The organism is Polaromonas sp., assembly GCF_029945925.1.
Lineage (GTDB): Bacteria > Pseudomonadota > Gammaproteobacteria > Burkholderiales > Burkholderiaceae_C > Polaromonas.
In genome coordinates this window covers 42,614-59,695 of the sequence record NZ_JAQSDN010000065.1, presented here as the reverse complement: position 1 = coordinate 59,695, position 17,082 = coordinate 42,614, and the positions used below count along the sequence as shown (strand labels likewise).

Here is a 17,082-nt window from a genome sequence, read left to right as displayed (position 1 = left end):
TCAGTCGCCGTGCGCGCCCGCGGTCAGGGCCGCGACGGCCGGGGTCTTGGCGGCGACGCCGCTGCCGACCTCCGGATGGGGTGGCAGCCTCAATGTCACGGTGGTTCCCTGGCCGGCCGCGGAAACGATCTCGACCTCGGCGCCTATGCGCCCGGCACGCTCGCGCATGATGTTCAGGCCGACATGGGACTGTCCGGGATGCTTGGCGGTGTCGAAGCCGGCGCCGTTGTCGCGCACCACAAAACGCCAGCGCGCGCCCTTGTGCACTTCGAGGCCGACCTGCGTGGCGCCCGCATGTTTTCGTATATTGGACAGCGCTTCCTGGAGCACATGCAGCACCTGCACCTGCACGTCTGAAGGCAGCGGCAGCCCCTGCCCCTGCACCTGCAACTGGGCAGGAAGGCCCGTCTGGCTCTGGAACTTCTGCAGGGTTTCCTGCAGGGCCTGCTCGATGTCGTCGGTATTGGTGCGCGTGCGGAAGTGCACCAGCAACTCCCGGACATCGCTGATACTTTCGCGCAGCCCGACGTCCAGTTCATCGAGCGCACCCTGCACCTGGGGCGCCTGCCCCTTCTGCACGGCCGCCCGCAGCAGCTGCACCTGGATCTTGAGAAAGGCCAGGGATTGCGCAATCGAGTCATGCAGGTTGCGCGCCAGCAGCGCGCGCTCCTCCGCCACCGCCGCCTCCCGGTCCAGGGCATCGGCGCGCAAACCTTCCAGCGAACTGGCCAGGTGGCTGGCCAGCGCGTCCAGCAGTTCGATCTCGTCGGCACTCAGCAGGACGGGCGTGCGAAAGAACAGGTTGAACTCGCCGAGCAGGCGCTGCTGCAGGCGTATCGGCACCGTGACGACACTTTCGTAGCCCGCCTTGGCGCAGTGGCGCACGGTCGCTTCGTCGTGGCTGAGGATGGGAATCACGCGGGTGCGCGCGTCCGGCCGCAGGTTGCCGCAGGCGCAGGCGCCGGCCAGCAGGCTGCGCTCTTCCTCCACCAGCTCCTGCGGGAAACAGTCGGAGGCCAGCATCAGGTAGCGCTGGTTGGCGTCATCGGACCAGCGGACGGCGGCGGCGTCGGCCTTCATCACGGCGCGCACGCGCTGGGCAAAGCCGCGTGCCAGCTCGTCGATGCTGCCGGCCTGGGCCAGAAAGGCGCTGACCTTGTACAGCGCCTCCAGCCGCGCGCGCTGCGCCTCGATGCGCCGCGTCTTGGCCTCGACCTTGGCTTCCAGCCCTTCATAAAGCGACTGCAGGGTCGCCGTCATGTGGTTGAAGCCGGCCGCCACCTGGCCGAACTCGTCCACGGTATCGACCTCGATGCGTGTCCTGAAATCCCCGGACTCCAGCTTGCGCAAGCCCTCCCGGAGTTGGACCAGGGGATTGATCACGTACATGTAGCCGGTGAAAAGCATGATGACCGCCCCGCCGATGGCCAGCACCATCATCAGGAACTGGAACAGGTTCAGGATGGCGGTCAGCCGGGACAGGTGCTGCTCGATCACCAGCACCAGCCGGTCGCTGGCGTCCACAAACGCACCCCCCGCCTTCAGCAGGTCCGGCGCCGCCGGCGCCGGCTCGGCCAGCCACAGCGGCCGCTGGGTGCGCCACAGGGACTCGACATCGTTGAAACGCGCCCGCACCTGGTCGTCCCAGGGCACGAACAGCGGCCTGGAAGGGTCCCCCTCGCGCAGCAAGGCCAGGCTCTCGTCGAACCGGGCCACCAGCGCCTCCAGTTCGGTGCGTTCCACGCCGGCCTGCACGGCGCTGGCCAGGCGCCAGGTCTGCATGCGCATGCGTCCGGCTTCATTGACGGCCGCGGCGCCGCCTTCGAGCTGCCAGGTCACCCACAGGGTCAGCCCGATGGAGACCAGGGCCACCACCAGCAGGCTGACCCCGATCCGCATGAGTTTTTTGGAGAGTGAGGCGGTGTGCTGCATGCTAGCCCCGAGGCGGGCGCGCGCCGCGGGCGGCGGCCGGCGCCGCACAGGCGCTGCACACCATGCCGGCCAGGCGCTGCAGTGCCTGCCAGCCGTCGGCCGGCCAGTCGGGCTGCTTCAGGCCTTTGACGATGCCGTCGACCTTGTGCGCGGCATGCAGTAAATTGGCCAGCGTGGTGTCGCCCATGTGCGGAAGCACACGTTCAAACAGCTTTTCCTTGACACCCCAGACGCGGTTCTCGCGCAGGGCCATCGGCATGGGACGGCCGGCGCCCAGGGCGTCCTTGACCCGCTTCATGCTGCGGATGTCCTCACTCAGGGCCCAGTGCACCAGCACCTCGGACTCACCCTCGGACTGCAGGCCGTCGAGCATGCGCTGCACGCGCAGGGCCTGGCCGCCGAGCACCGCTTCGGACAGCTTGAACACGTCGTATCGCGCGACATTGAGCACGGCGTTTTCGACCTGGTCGAAACCCAGTTCTGCCGACGCCCCCGCGCCGGGGGGATAGAGCAGGCCCAGCTTCTGGATCTCCTGGTGCGCGGCCAGCAGGTTGCCTTCCACCCGGTCGGCAAAAAACTGCAGTGTGCGCTGCCCCTCCTCGCCTGGCGCCACCCGCTGGCCCTGCTGCTGCAGGCGCTGCGCGATCCACTGCGGCAGGTTGCGGCGGTCAATCGGGTCGAACTTGACCGTGGTGCCAAAACTTTCCAGCGCGCCAAACCACGCACCCTTGGTCGTCATGCTGTCCAGGCGCGGCAGCAGCACCAGGGTCAGCGTGCTGTCGTCGCCCTGCGCGCGTTCGGCAATCTGCTGCAGCGCGACCGAGCCGTCCTTGCCGGGCTTGCCGCTGGGAATGCGGATCTCCACGATCTGCTTGTCGGCAAACAGGCTCAGGGAGCCGCCGCTGGCCAGCACCTCGCTCCAGTCGAAATGGGCACCGGCCACGGTGTGCACCGTGCGTTCGGTGTAACCCCGCTCCCGCGCGGCTGCGCGCAGCGCATCGGCGAACTCCTGCACCAGCAGCGGCTCGTCGCCGTGCAGGGTGTACAGGCTCTTGAGCCCGCGCTTGAGGTGGTCGGAAAGTTGGGCGGGCGCCAGATTCATGGTGACCCAAGTTTAGCGGCTGGGGGTTTGGCAGCAAGCCCTCCTGCCTTGGCAGACGCGGACTGCTGACGGCATACTCCTTCCCATGACACAACGCATTCGCCTGATTGGCGCGCCCACCGACATCGGCGCCGGCACCCGCGGCGCGTCGATGGGCCCCGAGGCGCTGCGCGTGGCCGGCCTGCAAGCCATGCTGGAAGGCCGCGGCCTGCAAGTGAAGGACGACGGCAACCTGAACGGCCCGCCCAACCCGTGGCAAGCGCCCGTGCAGGGTTACCGCCACCTGGCCGAGGTGGCCGCCTGGAACCGATCGGTGCACGAGGCCGTGTTCTCGGCCCTCAGCGAGGGCGACTTGCCCATCCTGTTGGGCGGTGACCACTGCCTGGCGATCGGCTCCATCAGCGCGGTGGCACGCCGCTGCCGCCAGACCGGCCAGGCGCTGCGTGTGTTGTGGCTGGACGCGCATGCCGACTTCAACACCAACAGCCTGACCCCCACCGGCAACACCCACGGCATGCCCGTGGCCGTGTTGTGCGGGCACGGCCCGGCCGAGCTGACCGGCATTGGCGGTGTGGTCCCGGCGATCCAGGCCTCGGCCGTCCGGCAGATCGGCATCCGCAGCGTCGACGAGGGCGAAAAGCACTTCATCCGGCAGTCGGGCCTGGAAGTGTTCGACATGCGTTACATCGACGAGCGGGGCATGCGGCACACCATGGAAGCGGCGCTGGCCGGCATGGACGCGCAGACCCACCTGCATGTGAGTTTCGATGTGGATTTCCTCGATGCGATGATTGCGCCCGGTGTGGGCACGGCCGTCAAGGGCGGCCCGACTTACCGCGAAGCCCAGCTGTGCATGGAAATGATCGCCGACACCGGCCGCCTGGCCTCGCTGGACGTGATGGAACTCAACCCGGCCCTGGATGTGCGCAACGGCACGGCCGAGGTGGTGCTGGAACTGATCGACAGCCTGTTCGGCAAAAGCACGCTGATGCGCTGAGCTTCAAGAGACCGGGCTGCACCGGCGCTGTTCGTGCTACTGAATTAATAGCTGCTTGCGCCCGTCCCTATTGGGCTCACACCCGATTTCATCATGTATTCCGGCCTGCGGCGCAGGCCGCCGCGTCAAATCTCCTTGACGGCAGCCAAGCGGCGCAGGATCTGCTGGACGATGTCGCTCTGCATGTCGCGGTACAGCAGCGCCTCTTCGGTTTCCTTGGCCAGCACCGCAGACTCGTTGAAGCTGATGTCGCGCTGCAGCACAATTTCGGCGGGCGGAATCAGCAACTTGCCCTTGAGCGTGCGCAGCTGGAACCTGAAACGCGTGCGCAGCTGGAACTCGCGCACCTGGCCCGAGGCGTTGATGCCGACCACGGTTTTTTCGCGCTGGTCGAGCAACACGTCGAGAATCACGTCCGCCTGAGCGATCAGGCGGGCGTCGCGGATCACCTTCACCGTGCCGCCGGCTTCTAGGTTGCGGTTGAGCTCGGTGCCCAGCGTCGAGGTTTCGGCCGCACCGCTGTAAATGGTCTTGAACGCATAGTTGGGAGCCTTGCGCAAGGCAAAACCGCAGGCACTCAGGCCCCAGGCCGCAGCGGCGGACAACAGGAAAACGCGACGTTGCATGGTGGCTTCCTTCAGACGACGATGTTGACCAGGCGGCCCGGCACAACGATGACTTTTTTGGCCGGGGCGCCGGCGGCCTGCTTGACAAACGCATCGGAGGCCAGCGCCGCCGCCTCGATCGCGGCCTTGCCGGCACCGGCGGGCACGGTCACCGACCCGCGCAGCTTGCCGTTGATCTGCAGCACCAGCTCGATCTCGTCCTGCACCAGCGCGGAGGCATCCACCTCCGGCCAGGGCGCATCGAGCAGACCGCCATGGTCTTTGACAAAACCGAGATCGTCCCACAGGGCGTGCGCCACATGCGGCGTGGCGGGGTACAGGCAACGCAGCAGGATGCCCATGCCGTCGCGCAGGGCAAACGCCGCGCCGGCCGACATCTGGCCCTTGAAGTCTTCCAGCGCATTGAGCAGCTTCATGGCGCCCGACACCACGGTGTTGTACTGCATGCGCTGGTAGTCGTAGTCGATCTGCTTGAGCACCGTGTGGATCTCGCGCCGCAGCGCCTGCGTTTCCTTGTCAAATACGGCTCCAGCCTTTTGGGGACGGGCGCCAGCAGCTCCCAATTGCATAGCATCGAGCTTGACGCCGAAGTTCCAGACGCGGCGCAGGAAACGGTAGGAGCCCTCGACGCCCGCGTCGTTCCACTCCAGCGTGGCCTCCGGCGGGGAGGTGAACATGGTGTACAGGCGCGCGGTATCGGCGCCGTATTTCTCGATCAGGTCCTGCGGATCGACGCCGTTGTTCTTGCTTTTGCTCATGGTGCCCACGCCTTCGTAGTTCACCAGAGAGCCGTCCTTGCGCAGCTTGGCGCCAATGACCTTGCCCTGTTCGTCATGCACGTCGTCCACATCGGCCGGCCAGAAGTATTCGACGCCGCCTTTCTCGCCCTTGCGCGAGTAGATGTGGTTGAGCACCATGCCCTGGGTCAGCAGCTTGGTGAAAGGCTCGTCCACCTTGACGAGGCCCATGTCGCGCATGACCTTGGTCCAGAAACGTGCATACAGCAGGTGCAGGATGGCGTGTTCGATGCCGCCTATGTACTGGTCCATCGGCATCCAGTAGGCCGCGCCCTCGGCCACCATTTTGTCGTCGTTCTTCGGGTCGCAGTAACGCATGTAGTACCAGGACGAATCGACGAAGGTGTCCATGGTGTCGGTCTCGCGCCGCGCCGGTTTACCGCAGACCGGGCAGACCACACCAGCGTGAAAGCCCTCGTGTTTGTGCAGCGGGTTGCCGGAGCCGTCGGGCACGCAGTCCTGCGGCAGCACCACCGGCAGGTCTTTCTCCGGCACCGGCACTGCGCCGTGTTCCTCGCAGTGGATGATGGGAATCGGCGTGCCCCAGTAACGCTGGCGGCTCACGCCCCAGTCGCGAAGGCGCCAGGTGGTTTTTTTCTCGCCCAGGCCCTTGGCTGCCAGGTCGGCGGCCACGGCATCGACCGCGGCCTTGAAAGCCAGGCCATCGTACTTGCCGGAGTTGATGGCCACGCCCTGCTGCTTGTCGGTGTACCAGTCTTGCCACACTGTGCTCGAGAAGGCTCTTTCCTCCCCCTCTCCCGGAATGAGAGGGAGTGAGACCACCTGCTGGATCGGCAAACCGTATTTCTTCGCGAACTCGAAGTCGCGTTCGTCGTGCGCCGGCACACCCATGACCGCGCCGTCGCCGTAACTCATGAGCACGTAGTTGCCGACCCAGACCTCGACCTTCTCGCCGGTCAGCGGGTGCGTGACCGACAGGCCGGTGCGCTCGCCTTTTTTCTCCTGCGTGGCGAGTTCGGCCTCGGTCGTGCCGCCGGACTTGCACTCTTCGATGAAGGCGGCAAGTTGGGGGTTAGCCGCCGCCGCATGGACGGCCAGGGGGTGTTCGGGTGCCACGGCGCAGAAGGTTACGCCCATGATGGTGTCGGCGCGGGTGGTGAAGACGTACATCTTCCCGTCGCCGATCAGCGCACCGTCTGCGCCCTGGATGTCGTGCGTGAACGCAAACCGCACACCTTCGCTTTTGCCTATCCAGTTTTCCTGCATCAGCTTGACGCGTTCGGGCCAGCCCGGCAGCTTGTTGCTCACGCTGTCGAGCAGTTCTTCGGCGTAGTCGGTGATCTTCAGGTAGTAGCCCGGGATCTCGCGCTTTTCCACCACCGCGCCGGTGCGCCAGCCCTTGCCATCAATCACCTGCTCGTTGGCCAGCACGGTCTGGTCCACCGGGTCCCAGTTCACGACCTGGGTCTTGCGGTAGGCAATGCCCTTGTCCAGCATCTTCAGGAACAGCCACTGGTTCCATTTGTAGTAACTCGGGTCGCAGGTGGCGACTTCGCGGCTCCAGTCGATCGCCAGCCCCATCGCCTGCATCTGCTTTTTCATGTAGGCGATGTTGTCGTAGGTCCACTGCGCCGGCGGCACGCCGTTTTTCATCGCGGCATTTTCGGCCGGCAGGCCGAACGCGTCCCAGCCCATGGGCATCAGCACGTTGTAGCCCTTCATGCGCAGGTAACGCGTGAGCATGTCGTTGATGGTGTAGTTGCGCACATGGCCCATGTGCAGCTTGCCGCTGGGGTAAGGCAGCATGGAGCAGGCGTAATACTTCTTTTTGGACGAGTCTTCGGTGACGCGGTAGGCATCCGCGGCGGTCCAGTGGGTTTGCGCACTGCGCTCAACGTCGAGGTGGTTGTATTTGTCTTGCATGGCGCACGGAAAATGGAAAAAAAATGAAGCAGCCCCTGGCTGCCGGTTGCAGGGATTTTAGGCGCTGGAGCGGGCTGGCCCCGCTGGAGCGCCTTCAGGGCCGGGTCGCAGGGGCTGGCGTTGCGGTGGCGGGGGCGTTCGCGACGAAGCCGATGCGGTTCAGGCCGGCTTTTTGCGCGATGCCCATAACCTCGACGATGCGACCATAAGGCACGGCTTCGTCGGCACGCAGTTGCACTTCCGTGTCGGGGTTCAGCGCCGCGTTTTGCCGCAGGCGCTGGTCCAGCTGGTCGCCGGAAACCGGCTGGTCGTTCAGAAAGGCCTGGCCGGCCTTGTCGACCACCAGCGTGACAAATTGCGGCGCTTCGTTCGGCCGGGCGGCATCACTTCTGGGCAGGTCCAGCTTGATCGAACTGGCCAGCAAGGGCGCGGTGATGATGAAGATGACCACCAGCACCAGCATCACGTCCACCAGCGGGGTGACATTGATCTCGCTCATGGGCTGCGCGCCCTGGGTGCGTTCAAGGCGGCCGAAAGTCATGTTAACTGGCCCCCACGCTTGTCGCTTCGCGTACTGCGCTGCCCCCCGAGGGGGCGCTGCGCCTGCGGCCCGGCGAAGCCGGTTCCGCGGCCCCGGCTGGTGGAGAGGGAATTCCCACGCCGGTCGCTTTGCAGGCTTTGGTGCACATGGTCAGTCTTTGCGACTGAGCAACAGCTCGCGCAAATCGTAGGCGAACCCTTCCAGATCGGCCTCGATGCGGCCGATGTTGCGGCCGAAGATGTTGTAGGCCAGCACGGCCGGGATGGCCACGGCCAGGCCGGCGGCGGTCATGATCAGTGCCTCGCCGACCGGGCCGGACACCTTGTCAATGGTGATCTGGCCGTCCGCGGCAATGCCGGTCAGCGCGTGGTAAATGCCCCAGACGGTGCCCAGCAGGCCGACAAAGGGCGCGGTGGAACCGACGGTGGCCAGCAGGACCTGCCCGTACTGCAGCTTGTGCAGCACCGCATGCAGCGCATCGCGCAGGACCCGCGTCAGCTGCTGGGACCTGTCGCCGGCCGAGGCCAGCGTGCCGCCGGCCTGGAGCCGGGTGGCGGCGATCAGGGGCAACACCAGTGCCTCGCGGTCGAAAGCCGCCACCTTGGGCTGGGCCTCCTCGACGGAGGCGGACTGCCAGAACACCGCCGTGCTGCGCGCCACGTCGCCGACCGCGCGTTTGAGCAGCCAGGTTTTCCAGACAATCACGACCCAGCTGGCCACCGACATCAGCAGCAGCAGCGCCGCCACCAGGCCGGTCACGGCGTCGCTTTGAGTCATCAACGCGAGCACGTTCACTCAGGTGCTCACTTTAGGTTCAGCACATCGAACATGTCGTACAGGCCGGCCGGTTTGCCGGCCAGAAAACGCGCAGCCCGCAGGCTGCCCTGGGCGTAAGTAACGCGGCTGGAGGACTTGTGGGTGATTTCAATCCGTTCGCCGGTACCGGCAAACAGCACTGTGTGGTCGCCGACGATGTCGCCGCCGCGAATCGTCGCAAAACCAATGGACGAGGGGTCACGTTCGCCGGTCACGCCTTCGCGGGCGTACACCGCGCAATCCTTGAGGTCGCGGCCCAGCGCGCCGGCGATCACTTCACCCATTTTCAGCGCGGTGCCGGACGGCGCATCGACCTTGTGGCGGTGGTGGGCTTCAATGATTTCGATGTCGTAGCCGGTGTTCAGGGCCTTGGCGGCCATCTCGAGCAGCTTGAGCGTCACGTTGACGCCCACGCTCATGTTGGGCGCCATCATGATGGCGATGTCTTTGGCGGCGGCAGCAATCTCGGCCTTTTGCGCATCGGAAAACCCGGTCGTGCCTATCACCAGCTTGACGCCGAGTTCGCGGCAGATGGCCAGGTGGGCCATCGTGCCTTCCGGACGGGTGAAGTCGATCAGCACCTGGGAGCCGCCCAGGCCGGCGGCCAGGTCGGCGGTGATCAAAACACCGCTGGCCTGTCCGAGGAAGGCCGCGGCATCGGCTCCCAGACCCAGGCTGGTGGCCAGGTCCAGCGCGCCGGTCAGCTGGCAGTCGCCGCTGCTACGCACGGCCTCGACCAGCATCTGGCCCATGCGGCCGCTGGCGCCGGCCACCGCGATGCGAAGAGGGGCCTGCTGCAGTGCGCTCACCGGGCCGGGCTTTCCAGCGGGGGATAGCTGGTGGCCGACGGCGCAGTCACGGGGGGTGTCACCGGGGTGGTGGCGGCCGTCGCGGCCGGTTTCTTTTCGGCGGCCCGGAGCTGCTCTTCGGTCAGCTCCAGCACCGGCACCTTGCCGAGCTTGCGGCGGGAGTCCAGTTTGGCGACGAAGTCCGATTCGCTGGGCATGGCGTCGCCCTCAAACCGCTCGAGGGCCTCACCCTTGAAAAAGACGGTGAGCCTGAGCGCCTGCGGCTCCACGCCCTGGCGCTTCAAGGTAAACACATAGTCCCACCGGTCCGCATGGAACACGCTCGCCAGCAGCGGCGTGCCCAGCACCTGGCGCACCTGGTCCCGGGTCATGCCGGGCTTGAGCAGTTCAACCTGCTCCCTGGAGACAAAGTTGCCCTGGACAATCTCGATCTTGTAAGGCGTGATCCAGTTGACGGGGTTGATCCTGCTTTCGCTCAAGCCCCCGGTCATGCCTTTGCCGCTGCCGCAGGCAGCCAGTCCGGCGCAGGCCAGGACGGCGAAAGCGGTGTGGAGACCGCGACGGTAATTTGCACGCATGGCTGACATAGTAGGGGGGTGTAGCGATATGATTGGCCATTGTAGCGGCAGGGTGCCGCCGCGTACGCGCCTCCCGCCCCTGAATGCCGAGCCTGCACAGGCCCCGACCGCGGCCCCTTTTCCTCAGGAGAGCCTCCCCCATGAGCAACATCGACGAACTCAAGAACACCGGACTGAAAGCCACCCTGCCGCGCCTGAAGATCCTGGAGATTTTCCAGGCCGGCAAGCAGCGGCACATGACGGCGGAAGATGTGTTTCGGGTCCTGCTGGAAGACCGGTCCGACATCGGGCTGGCCACGGTGTACCGCGTGTTGCCCCAGTTTGAGCAGGCCGGCCTGCTCAACCGCAGCAATTTTGAATCCGGCAAGGCCGTCTACGAAATCAACGAAGGCCAGCACCATGACCACCTGGTGTGCCTCGATTGCGGCAAGGTCGAGGAGTTTTACGACGCGGAAATCGAAAAGCGCCAGCACGCGGTCGCCAAGGCCAAGGGTTTTGCGATTGCCGACCATTCGCTGTCGATGTATGCCAACTGCACCAAGGACAAGTGCCCGAACCGTCCCGTGTCGCCGCGGCATCCGCACCACGGCTGAACCACGCCGGGGGCAGCTGGCGCGCTTGTCATTTCAACAAAAACAGGCCTCAGGGCCCGTGGTTATTGCGCCAATAGCTATCAAATAAATAGCAAAAACAGGCCGAGCTAGCCACCCCGCTCCATGGCCTGGCGATGGCGCTCAACAAACTCCTGGTAGGTGTCGATGCCGCGCAGCTGCAGGATGACATTGCGCACCGCGGCCTCGACCAGCACCGCGATGTTGCGCCCGGCCACCACCTGGATGATCACCTTGCGCACCGGAATGCCCAGCACGTCCTGGGTCAGCGGCTCATAGGGGATGCGCTCGTACTCGCGCTCCAGCGTTTCGCGCCGCACCAGGTGCACGATGAGCTTGAGCCGCATCTTGCGCCGCACCGCCGTCTCGCCAAAAATCGCCTTGATGTCGAGCAGGCCGATGCCGCGCACTTCGAGCAGGTTCTGCAGCAGTTCCGGGCAGCGCCCTTCGATGGTGGTCTGGTTGATGCGGTACAGGTCCACCGCGTCGTCGGCCACCAGGCCGTGCCCGCGCGAGATCAGCTCCAGGCCCAGCTCGCTTTTGCCCAGGCCCGATTCGCCGGTGATCATCAGGCCCACACCGAGAATGTCCATGAACACACCGTGCATGGAGGTGCGGTCGGCAAAATGTTTGGACAGGTAGGCCCGCAGCACGTCGATCACAAACGCAGCCGATTCCTTCGTGGCAAACATGGGTATCTGGGCCCGCTCGCACATGGACAGCAGCGTGTCGGGCGCCACCTGGCCGTCGGCAATGATCAGCACCGGCGGCTCCAGCGTGACTATGCGCGAAATGCGGCGGGCGCAATCCTCCGGGCTGCCGGTACTCAAATACGCGACTTCGCGTTCGCCGAGCAGCTGCACGCGGTAGGGGTGGATGTAATTGAGGTAACCGACCAGGTCGGCGCCGGAACGGGCCGCACGCACGGCGACCTCGTCGAAGCGCCGTTCCGAGGCACCCAGCCCGGCCACCCATTCCCACTTCAGCGCGGCGCGGTGGTCCTCAAACAGGACGTCGGCGCTGACGACGGTGGGCTTCATGCCGCTGGGGAGGGGAAAATCTGCGTCACGGTCACGCGCGCGGGTCAGGGGCTGACAGCGTGGCTGGACTGCCAGGAGGCAATCAGCTGGTGCAGCGCAGCCGCGTCGGTGCTGGCCTTGAGCCGCTCGCGCAGGGCGCTGTCGCTGAGCAGTTCGGCAATTTCGGACAGGATCTCGAGGTGTTTCTGGGTGGCCGCTTCGGGCACCAGCAGGAAAATCAGCAGGCCCACGGCCTGCTCGTCAGGGGCATCAAAGCCGATCGGGGCGTGCAACTGGAACACAGCCGCCATCGGGGCCTTTAAACCCTTGATGCGTCCGTGCGGAATCGCCACGCCATGGCCCAGCCCGGTCGAGCCCAGACGCTCACGCGCGAAGAGGCTGTCGGTGATCAGCGCCCGGTTCAGGCCATGCAGGTTCTCAAACAGCAGACCGGCTTCTTCAAAAGCACGCTTCTTGCTGGTGGCCTCGACACTGACCAGAACCTGGGTAGGGGGCAATATTTGCGAAAGACGGTTCATAACAAGGTTGGAGTCGCCGAATTATGCACTTTCGTGTGCATGGCGGCCATCCGGGCCATAAAAAAGCCGCCTGAGGGCACAGGCGGCCTTCCGGAAGGGGAGGACTGGAGGCAGCACGGGGTGGCATGTTGCGCCAGCCGCCGTCTGCGGCGTCGCTTACATCTCCCGCTTGGCAGTCGCGTGGTGGTGATCCTGGGTTTTGGTCTTGTAGCGGCCGACCTGACGGTCCAGCTTGTCAGCGAGTTCATCAACCGCTGCATACAGGTCAGCATGCGAACTTTCGGCGAACAGGTCCCGTCCCTTGACATGGACATTGCACTCGGCTCTCTGGCGCAACTCCTTTTCCTTCATGTTATCCACCGTCAACAGAACCTTGACATCCACCACCTGATCAAAATGCCGCGTAATCCGATCCAGTTTGCTGGTCACATAACCGCGCAAGGCGGGGGTAACTTCAAGGTGGTGACCGCTGATCGTCAAATTCATAAAGAGACTCCTTTTCCATGGCTGGAGGGGGGGTTAAAAACACCGCTTTGGCAGGCCTGCCGGGCGGCGGACGGACAACTCTCTTGTTTTCACTATGCGCCCGAACCGGGGCAAACGCAACCGTGCATCGCAACAAAAAATGAAACGGTCGGGAATGGTCCTTGACCCTGCGGCGGGAACCAGGCGGCAGGCCGGAACAGGTAGTGAAATCCGGGCCAAAATGCCATAATCGCAGCTTGGTCAATACGGAGAAATCCTTGGAAAGCAGCCCCAGTCGCTAGCTTTCAACACCGCAGACTGACGCCAGCGTCATCCCGGGGTTGAAAGCGATGCCACCATCCACAACCCCGCCAATGCCGGGCAGACGCCTGCCCGGTGCCGGCGCCCCCAAACCGATTGGGAGCCAGTCATGCTCAATATTTTCACGCTCGCCAACGGGCGCCTGTTCCAGGAAGAGATCGAATCCCTGGAGGAACTCTCCCGGTTCCAGCCGATCTGGGTCGACCTCGAATCACCCACGCTGGAAGAAAAACGCTGGATCAAGCAGTATTACGGCCTGTCGATTCCCGAAGACGTGATGGACGAGGACATCGAGGAGTCCGCGCGCTTTTACGAGGAAGACAACGGCGAGCTGCACATCCGCTCGGACTTCCTGATTGCCGACGACGAGGAGCCCCGCACCGTGCGGGTCGCCTTCATCCTGAACCTGGTCAATGACAACCTCAAGAGCAAGGGCGTGCTGTTTTCGATCCACGACGAGGACGTGCCGGTGTTCCGCCTGCTGCGCATGCGCGCGCGCCGGGCGCCGGGCCTGATCGAAGACGCCAAGGAAGTGCTGCTCAAGCTGTTCGACGCCGATGCCGAATACTCGGCCGACACCCTCGAAGGCATTTACATCGACCTTGAAAAAGTCAGCACCAAGGTGCTGTCCGGCGATGTGACGGACGTGATGGCCGGCGAGGTGCTGGGCGCCATCGCCAGGCACGAGGACCTGAGCGGACGCATCCGCCGCAATGTGATGGACACGCGCCGCGCCGTGAGTTTCATGATGCGCAGCAAGATGCTGAGCAGCGAACAGTTCGAGGAGGCGCGCCAGATTCTGCGTGACATCGACTCGCTGGACTCCCACACGGCTTTTCTCTTCGACAAGATCAACTTCCTGATGGATGCCACGGTTGGTTTCATCAACATCAACCAGAACAAGATCATCAAGATCTTCTCGGTGGCCAGCGTTGCCCTGCTGCCGCCCACGCTGATTGCCAGCGTGTACGGCATGAACTTCAAACTCATGCCCGAACTCGACTGGGCCCTGGGCTACCCCTATGCGCTGGCGCTGATGGCCGCAAGCGCCGTGCTGCCGATGTGGTACTTCCGGCGGCGCGGCTGGTTGAAATAAGGCCCCCACGGTCGCTCACTGCGTGTAGCTCCCTGCCCCCCGGGGGGGGCCGCTGCGCCTGCGGACTGGCAGAGCCAGATCCGCGGCCCCGGCTGGTATGAAGAGTCCCCACGCTCGCCCCACTGCATGTAACTCCCTCACCGAGGGGGCCGCTGCGCCTGCGGACTGGCAGAGCCAGATCCGCGGCCCCGGCTGGTCTGAAGAGCGCCCAGGGTTGCTCACGGCATGTAGCTCCCTGCCCCCCCGAGGAAGCTGTGCTTTCCAGTCAAATCGGCAACGCGCCCTTACACTGCGGGCGCCGACAGCTACTTTATTGATAGCGAAAGTAAAAACCGCTCCATGATCGCCCGCGCATACTGGCTGGCCACCTGCTCGACAAAGCTTGAAAAATCAACATGCGCGCTGTCATCGGCCCGGTCGGAAATGGTGCGCATGGCGGCAAACGGCACGCCGTAGTCCAGGCAGACCTGGGCGACCGCAGCACCCTCCATTTCGACGGCCAGCACCTCATGCCCGGCCCCGGCCAGCGTGGCCCGCAAGGAGGACGATTCAGCGGCCCCGGAAACAAAGCGGTCGCCACTGGCCAGCAGCCCGCTATGAACGCGGGCGTCCGCAAACTGCCGCGCCGGCCGGTGCGTTTCCGCCGCAGCCAGCGCATCACAGGCCGCCGCGTGAAGACGGGCCGTCAGGGCCGTGTCGCTGCCGAAACACGCCTTGCCGTAGAACGGCACCTCGTAGCGGGGAAACAGCGGCGACACATCCAGGTCGTGCTGCAAAAAATCGGTGGCGATCACGACGTCGCCCACCCGCACACCGGCGCCCAGCCCCCCGGCCACACCGGTGAACACCATGCGCTGCACACCGAAGCGCTCGATCAGCGCGGTGGCCGTGGTGGCGGCGGCGACCTTGCCGATTTTCGACAATGCCAGCACGACGGGCTGGCCATGCAGCACGCCCTGCCAGAAGTCACGGCCGGCATGGCTGGTTTTCTGTGCCTGTTGCAGCAGTTCGAGCAGGCCCTGCTGCTCGTCAGGAAGGGCGCTGAGGATGGCGGTGCGGTTCATGGCTGCGAGTTTGCCTGAACCGGAGCACACATGAAAAAAGGCGGCCCGAGCCGCCCTTGATCTGCACCGGCCAGGCCGGGCTTACTTCTTGTAGCTCCGGCATGACAAGCCCTGCCAGCAGGGCAGTTGTCAGCCTGCGCTGAAAGAGGCAAGACTTTGTCTCACTTCTTGTCGCGCAGCTCCCGGCGCAAGATCTTGCCGACCGGGGTTTTGGGCAGGTCCGTGCGGAACTCCACCACCTTGGGCTGCTTGTAGCCGGTCAGGTTGGTCTTGCAGAACTCGCGCACCTGGGCTTCGGTCAGGTCGGGGTTCTTCTTGACGATGACCAGCTTGACGGCCTCGCCCGACTTGTCGTCCGCCACGCCGACGCAGGCGCATTCCATCACGCCTTCCATGCCGGAGACCACGTCTTCGACCTCGTTCGGGTAGACATTGAAACCGCTGACGAGAATCATGTCCTTCTTGCGGTCCACGATTTTGAAGAAGCCGCGCTCATCGACGATGCCGATGTCGCCGGACTTGAAGTAGCCGTCGGGCGTCATGACCTTGGCGGTTTCGTCGGGACGCTGCCAGTAGCCGGCCATCACCTGCGGGCCCTTGATGGCGATCTCGCCGGGCTGGCCCGCCGGCACTTCGTTGCCGTCGTCGTCGAGCAGCTTGAAGTAGGTGCCGGGAATCGGCACGCCGATGGTGCCGGTGAAGGCCTTGCTGTTGGTCGGGTTGCAGCTGGCCGATGGCGAGGTCTCGGACAGGCCGTAACCTTCACAGATCGGGCAGCCGGTTTTTTCCAGCCACAGCTTGGCGACGGCGCCGGTCACCGCCATGCCGCCGCCCAGCGAGACCTTGAGGTGCGACCAGTCCACAGTGTTGAAGTCGGGGTGGTTGGCCAAGCCGTTGAACAGCGTGTTGACCGCCGGGAAGCTGTGCACCTTGTGTTTGGACAGCTCCTTGAGCACGGCCGGCAGGTCGCGTGGGTTCGGGATCAGGATGTTCTTGCCGCCGGTGCGCATGCCCAGCATCATGTTCACGGTGAACGCGAAGATGTGGTAAAGCGGCAGCGCGCAGACATAGGTCGGCTGCACACCCGGCGCCATGCCGCCCATGGCCGGGCCGTTCCAGGCTTCGGACTGCAGCACGTTGGCAATCACATTGCGGTGCAGCAGCACGGCGCCCTTGGAAACACCGGTGGTGCCGCCGGTGTACTGCAGCACGGCCACGTCGTCGGGCTTGATGTCGGGCCGCTTGAGGCTGCCGCGCGTGCCCTGGGCCACCGCGTCATTGAAACGCACGGCACCCGGCAGATTGAAGGCCGGCACCATTTTCTTGACGTTGCGAACCACGTAATTGACCAGCGCGCCCTTGAGCACGCCAAGCTGGTCACCCATGGCCGTGAGCACCACATGTTTGACCGGCGTATTCGCAATGCACTGTTCCAGCGTGTTGGCGAAGTTTTCGATGATGACAATCGCCTTGGCGCCGGAGTCCTTGAGCTGGTGCTCGAGCTCGCGCGGGGTGTACAGCGGATTGACATTGACCACCACAAAGCCGGCGCGCAGGATGGCGGCCACCGTCACCGGGTATTGCGGCACATTGGGCATCATGATGGCCACACGGTCGCCCTTGACCAGCCCCAGCCCCTGCAGGTAAGCCGCGAACGCCTGCGACAGGCTGTCGGTCTGGCCGAAGGTGACCTCCTTGCCCATGAAGCTGTAGGCGACGGCGCTGGCGTTCTTGGCGAAGCTTTCTTCCATCAGGGCCACCAGCGAGGCGTACTGGGACGCATCGATGTCGGCAGGAACGCCCGGGGGGTAGGCGCTCAGCCAGGGTCGGTCTATGGTGGATGCATTCATGCTTGTCTTCTCCAGATGACGATTGAACAACTGCC

General features: G+C 64.7%; 16 protein-coding genes. 3 read left to right on the top strand and 13 right to left on the bottom strand.

Going from position 1 to position 17,082, the window contains the following annotated elements:
* Both PSV40_RS21455 and holA read right to left on the bottom strand, forming a co-directional pair.
* On the bottom strand, window positions 1–1,932 hold the full coding sequence (locus PSV40_RS21455; protein ID WP_300541714.1) for a type IV pili methyl-accepting chemotaxis transducer N-terminal domain-containing protein: 1,932 nt from the start codon (window positions 1,930–1,932) through the stop codon (window positions 1–3).
* Between the two features lies 1 nt (window position 1,933).
* On the bottom strand, window positions 1,934–3,034 hold the full coding sequence (holA, locus tag PSV40_RS21450; protein WP_300541712.1) for a DNA polymerase III subunit delta: 1,101 nt from the start codon (window positions 3,032–3,034) through the stop codon (window positions 1,934–1,936).
* Between the two features lie 85 nt (window positions 3,035–3,119).
* On the opposite strand from holA, the gene rocF reads away from it, so the two are divergent.
* Window positions 3,120–4,031: an arginase gene (gene rocF / locus PSV40_RS21445; RefSeq protein WP_300541710.1), complete on the top strand. Its 912-nt coding sequence runs from the start codon at window positions 3,120–3,122 to the stop codon at window positions 4,029–4,031.
* A 125-nt stretch (window positions 4,032–4,156) separates the two neighbouring features.
* Here the strand turns inward: rocF and lptE are convergent, their stop codons facing one another.
* From lptE to PSV40_RS21415, 6 genes are all read right to left on the bottom strand, one after another.
* Window positions 4,157–4,657 carry an LPS assembly lipoprotein LptE gene (gene lptE, locus PSV40_RS21440; RefSeq protein WP_096667591.1) on the bottom strand — a complete coding sequence of 167 codons (501 nt, stop codon included), beginning with the start codon at window positions 4,655–4,657 and terminating at the stop codon, window positions 4,157–4,159.
* An 11-nt stretch (window positions 4,658–4,668) separates the two neighbouring features.
* Complete coding sequence (gene leuS / locus PSV40_RS21435; RefSeq protein WP_300541708.1) at window positions 4,669–7,338, bottom strand: leucine--tRNA ligase; 2,670 nt, start codon at window positions 7,336–7,338, stop codon at window positions 4,669–4,671.
* 94 nt (window positions 7,339–7,432) lie between these two features.
* Window positions 7,433–7,879 carry a biopolymer transporter ExbD gene (locus PSV40_RS21430; protein ID WP_300541706.1) on the bottom strand — a complete coding sequence of 149 codons (447 nt, stop codon included), beginning with the start codon at window positions 7,877–7,879 and terminating at the stop codon, window positions 7,433–7,435.
* A 150-nt stretch (window positions 7,880–8,029) separates the two neighbouring features.
* Window positions 8,030–8,674, bottom strand: a complete 645-nt coding sequence (locus tag PSV40_RS21425) for a MotA/TolQ/ExbB proton channel family protein (RefSeq protein ID WP_300541704.1) — start codon at window positions 8,672–8,674, stop codon at window positions 8,030–8,032.
* Between the two features lie 8 nt (window positions 8,675–8,682).
* On the bottom strand, window positions 8,683–9,495 hold the full coding sequence (dapB, locus tag PSV40_RS21420; protein WP_300541815.1) for a 4-hydroxy-tetrahydrodipicolinate reductase: 813 nt from the start codon (window positions 9,493–9,495) through the stop codon (window positions 8,683–8,685).
* Window positions 9,496–9,500: 5 nt separating this feature from the next.
* Window positions 9,501–9,995 (bottom strand): outer membrane protein assembly factor BamE, encoded by a 495-nt coding sequence (locus PSV40_RS21415; RefSeq protein ID WP_300541813.1) that lies wholly within the window; start codon window positions 9,993–9,995, stop codon window positions 9,501–9,503.
* A gap of 227 nt (window positions 9,996–10,222) precedes the next feature.
* On the opposite strand from PSV40_RS21415, the gene fur reads away from it, so the two are divergent.
* Window positions 10,223–10,675, top strand: coding sequence for a ferric iron uptake transcriptional regulator (fur, locus tag PSV40_RS21410; protein WP_300541702.1), 453 nt, complete (start codon window positions 10,223–10,225; stop codon window positions 10,673–10,675).
* Window positions 10,676–10,782: 107 nt separating this feature from the next.
* Here fur and hprK read toward each other — a convergent pair whose 3' ends face one another.
* The 3 genes from hprK to raiA all read right to left on the bottom strand — a co-directional run bounded on the left by hprK (window position 10,783) and on the right by raiA (window position 12,737).
* Window positions 10,783–11,733 (bottom strand): HPr(Ser) kinase/phosphatase, encoded by a 951-nt coding sequence (gene hprK, locus PSV40_RS21405; protein WP_300541700.1) that lies wholly within the window; start codon window positions 11,731–11,733, stop codon window positions 10,783–10,785.
* A gap of 44 nt (window positions 11,734–11,777) precedes the next feature.
* Window positions 11,778–12,251, bottom strand: a complete 474-nt coding sequence (ptsN, locus tag PSV40_RS21400; RefSeq protein WP_300541698.1) for a PTS IIA-like nitrogen regulatory protein PtsN — start codon at window positions 12,249–12,251, stop codon at window positions 11,778–11,780.
* A gap of 156 nt (window positions 12,252–12,407) precedes the next feature.
* On the bottom strand, window positions 12,408–12,737 hold the full coding sequence (raiA, locus tag PSV40_RS21395; protein ID WP_300541696.1) for a ribosome-associated translation inhibitor RaiA: 330 nt from the start codon (window positions 12,735–12,737) through the stop codon (window positions 12,408–12,410).
* A 409-nt stretch (window positions 12,738–13,146) separates the two neighbouring features.
* Here raiA and corA point away from each other — a divergent pair, with 409 nt between their 5' ends.
* Window positions 13,147–14,133 (top strand): magnesium/cobalt transporter CorA, encoded by a 987-nt coding sequence (corA, locus tag PSV40_RS21390; RefSeq protein WP_300541694.1) that lies wholly within the window; start codon window positions 13,147–13,149, stop codon window positions 14,131–14,133.
* 305 nt (window positions 14,134–14,438) lie between these two features.
* Here corA and PSV40_RS21385 read toward each other — a convergent pair whose 3' ends face one another.
* The gene (locus PSV40_RS21385) at window positions 14,439–15,197 is read right to left on the bottom strand and encodes a 5'-methylthioadenosine/adenosylhomocysteine nucleosidase (RefSeq protein WP_300541692.1); all 759 of its coding nucleotides are present in this window, start codon (window positions 15,195–15,197) and stop codon (window positions 14,439–14,441) included.
* A gap of 161 nt (window positions 15,198–15,358) precedes the next feature.
* On the bottom strand, window positions 15,359–17,047 hold the full coding sequence (locus tag PSV40_RS21380) for a long-chain-fatty-acid--CoA ligase (RefSeq protein ID WP_300541690.1): 1,689 nt from the start codon (window positions 17,045–17,047) through the stop codon (window positions 15,359–15,361).
* Window positions 17,048–17,082 lie beyond the last annotated feature (35 nt).

Coding starts and splice junctions, on each gene's coding strand:
- PSV40_RS21455 (WP_300541714.1), bottom strand. CDS start 1,932: ATGCAGCACACCGCCTCACTCTCCAAAAAACTCATGCGGATCGGGGTC.
- holA (WP_300541712.1), bottom strand. CDS start 3,034: ATGAATCTGGCGCCCGCCCAACTTTCCGACCACCTCAAGCGCGGGCTC.
- rocF (WP_300541710.1), top strand. CDS start 3,120: ATGACACAACGCATTCGCCTGATTGGCGCGCCCACCGACATCGGCGCC.
- lptE (WP_096667591.1), bottom strand. CDS start 4,657: ATGCAACGTCGCGTTTTCCTGTTGTCCGCCGCTGCGGCCTGGGGCCTG.
- leuS (WP_300541708.1), bottom strand. CDS start 7,338: ATGCAAGACAAATACAACCACCTCGACGTTGAGCGCAGTGCGCAAACC.
- PSV40_RS21430 (WP_300541706.1), bottom strand. CDS start 7,879: ATGACTTTCGGCCGCCTTGAACGCACCCAGGGCGCGCAGCCCATGAGC.
- PSV40_RS21415 (WP_300541813.1), bottom strand. CDS start 9,995: ATGACCGGGGGCTTGAGCGAAAGCAGGATCAACCCCGTCAACTGGATC.
- fur (WP_300541702.1), top strand. CDS start 10,223: ATGAGCAACATCGACGAACTCAAGAACACCGGACTGAAAGCCACCCTG.
- hprK (WP_300541700.1), bottom strand. CDS start 11,733: ATGAAGCCCACCGTCGTCAGCGCCGACGTCCTGTTTGAGGACCACCGC.
- ptsN (WP_300541698.1), bottom strand. CDS start 12,251: ATGAACCGTCTTTCGCAAATATTGCCCCCTACCCAGGTTCTGGTCAGT.
- raiA (WP_300541696.1), bottom strand. CDS start 12,737: ATGAATTTGACGATCAGCGGTCACCACCTTGAAGTTACCCCCGCCTTG.
- corA (WP_300541694.1), top strand. CDS start 13,147: ATGCTCAATATTTTCACGCTCGCCAACGGGCGCCTGTTCCAGGAAGAG.
- PSV40_RS21385 (WP_300541692.1), bottom strand. CDS start 15,197: ATGAACCGCACCGCCATCCTCAGCGCCCTTCCTGACGAGCAGCAGGGC.
- PSV40_RS21380 (WP_300541690.1), bottom strand. CDS start 17,047: ATGAATGCATCCACCATAGACCGACCCTGGCTGAGCGCCTACCCCCCG.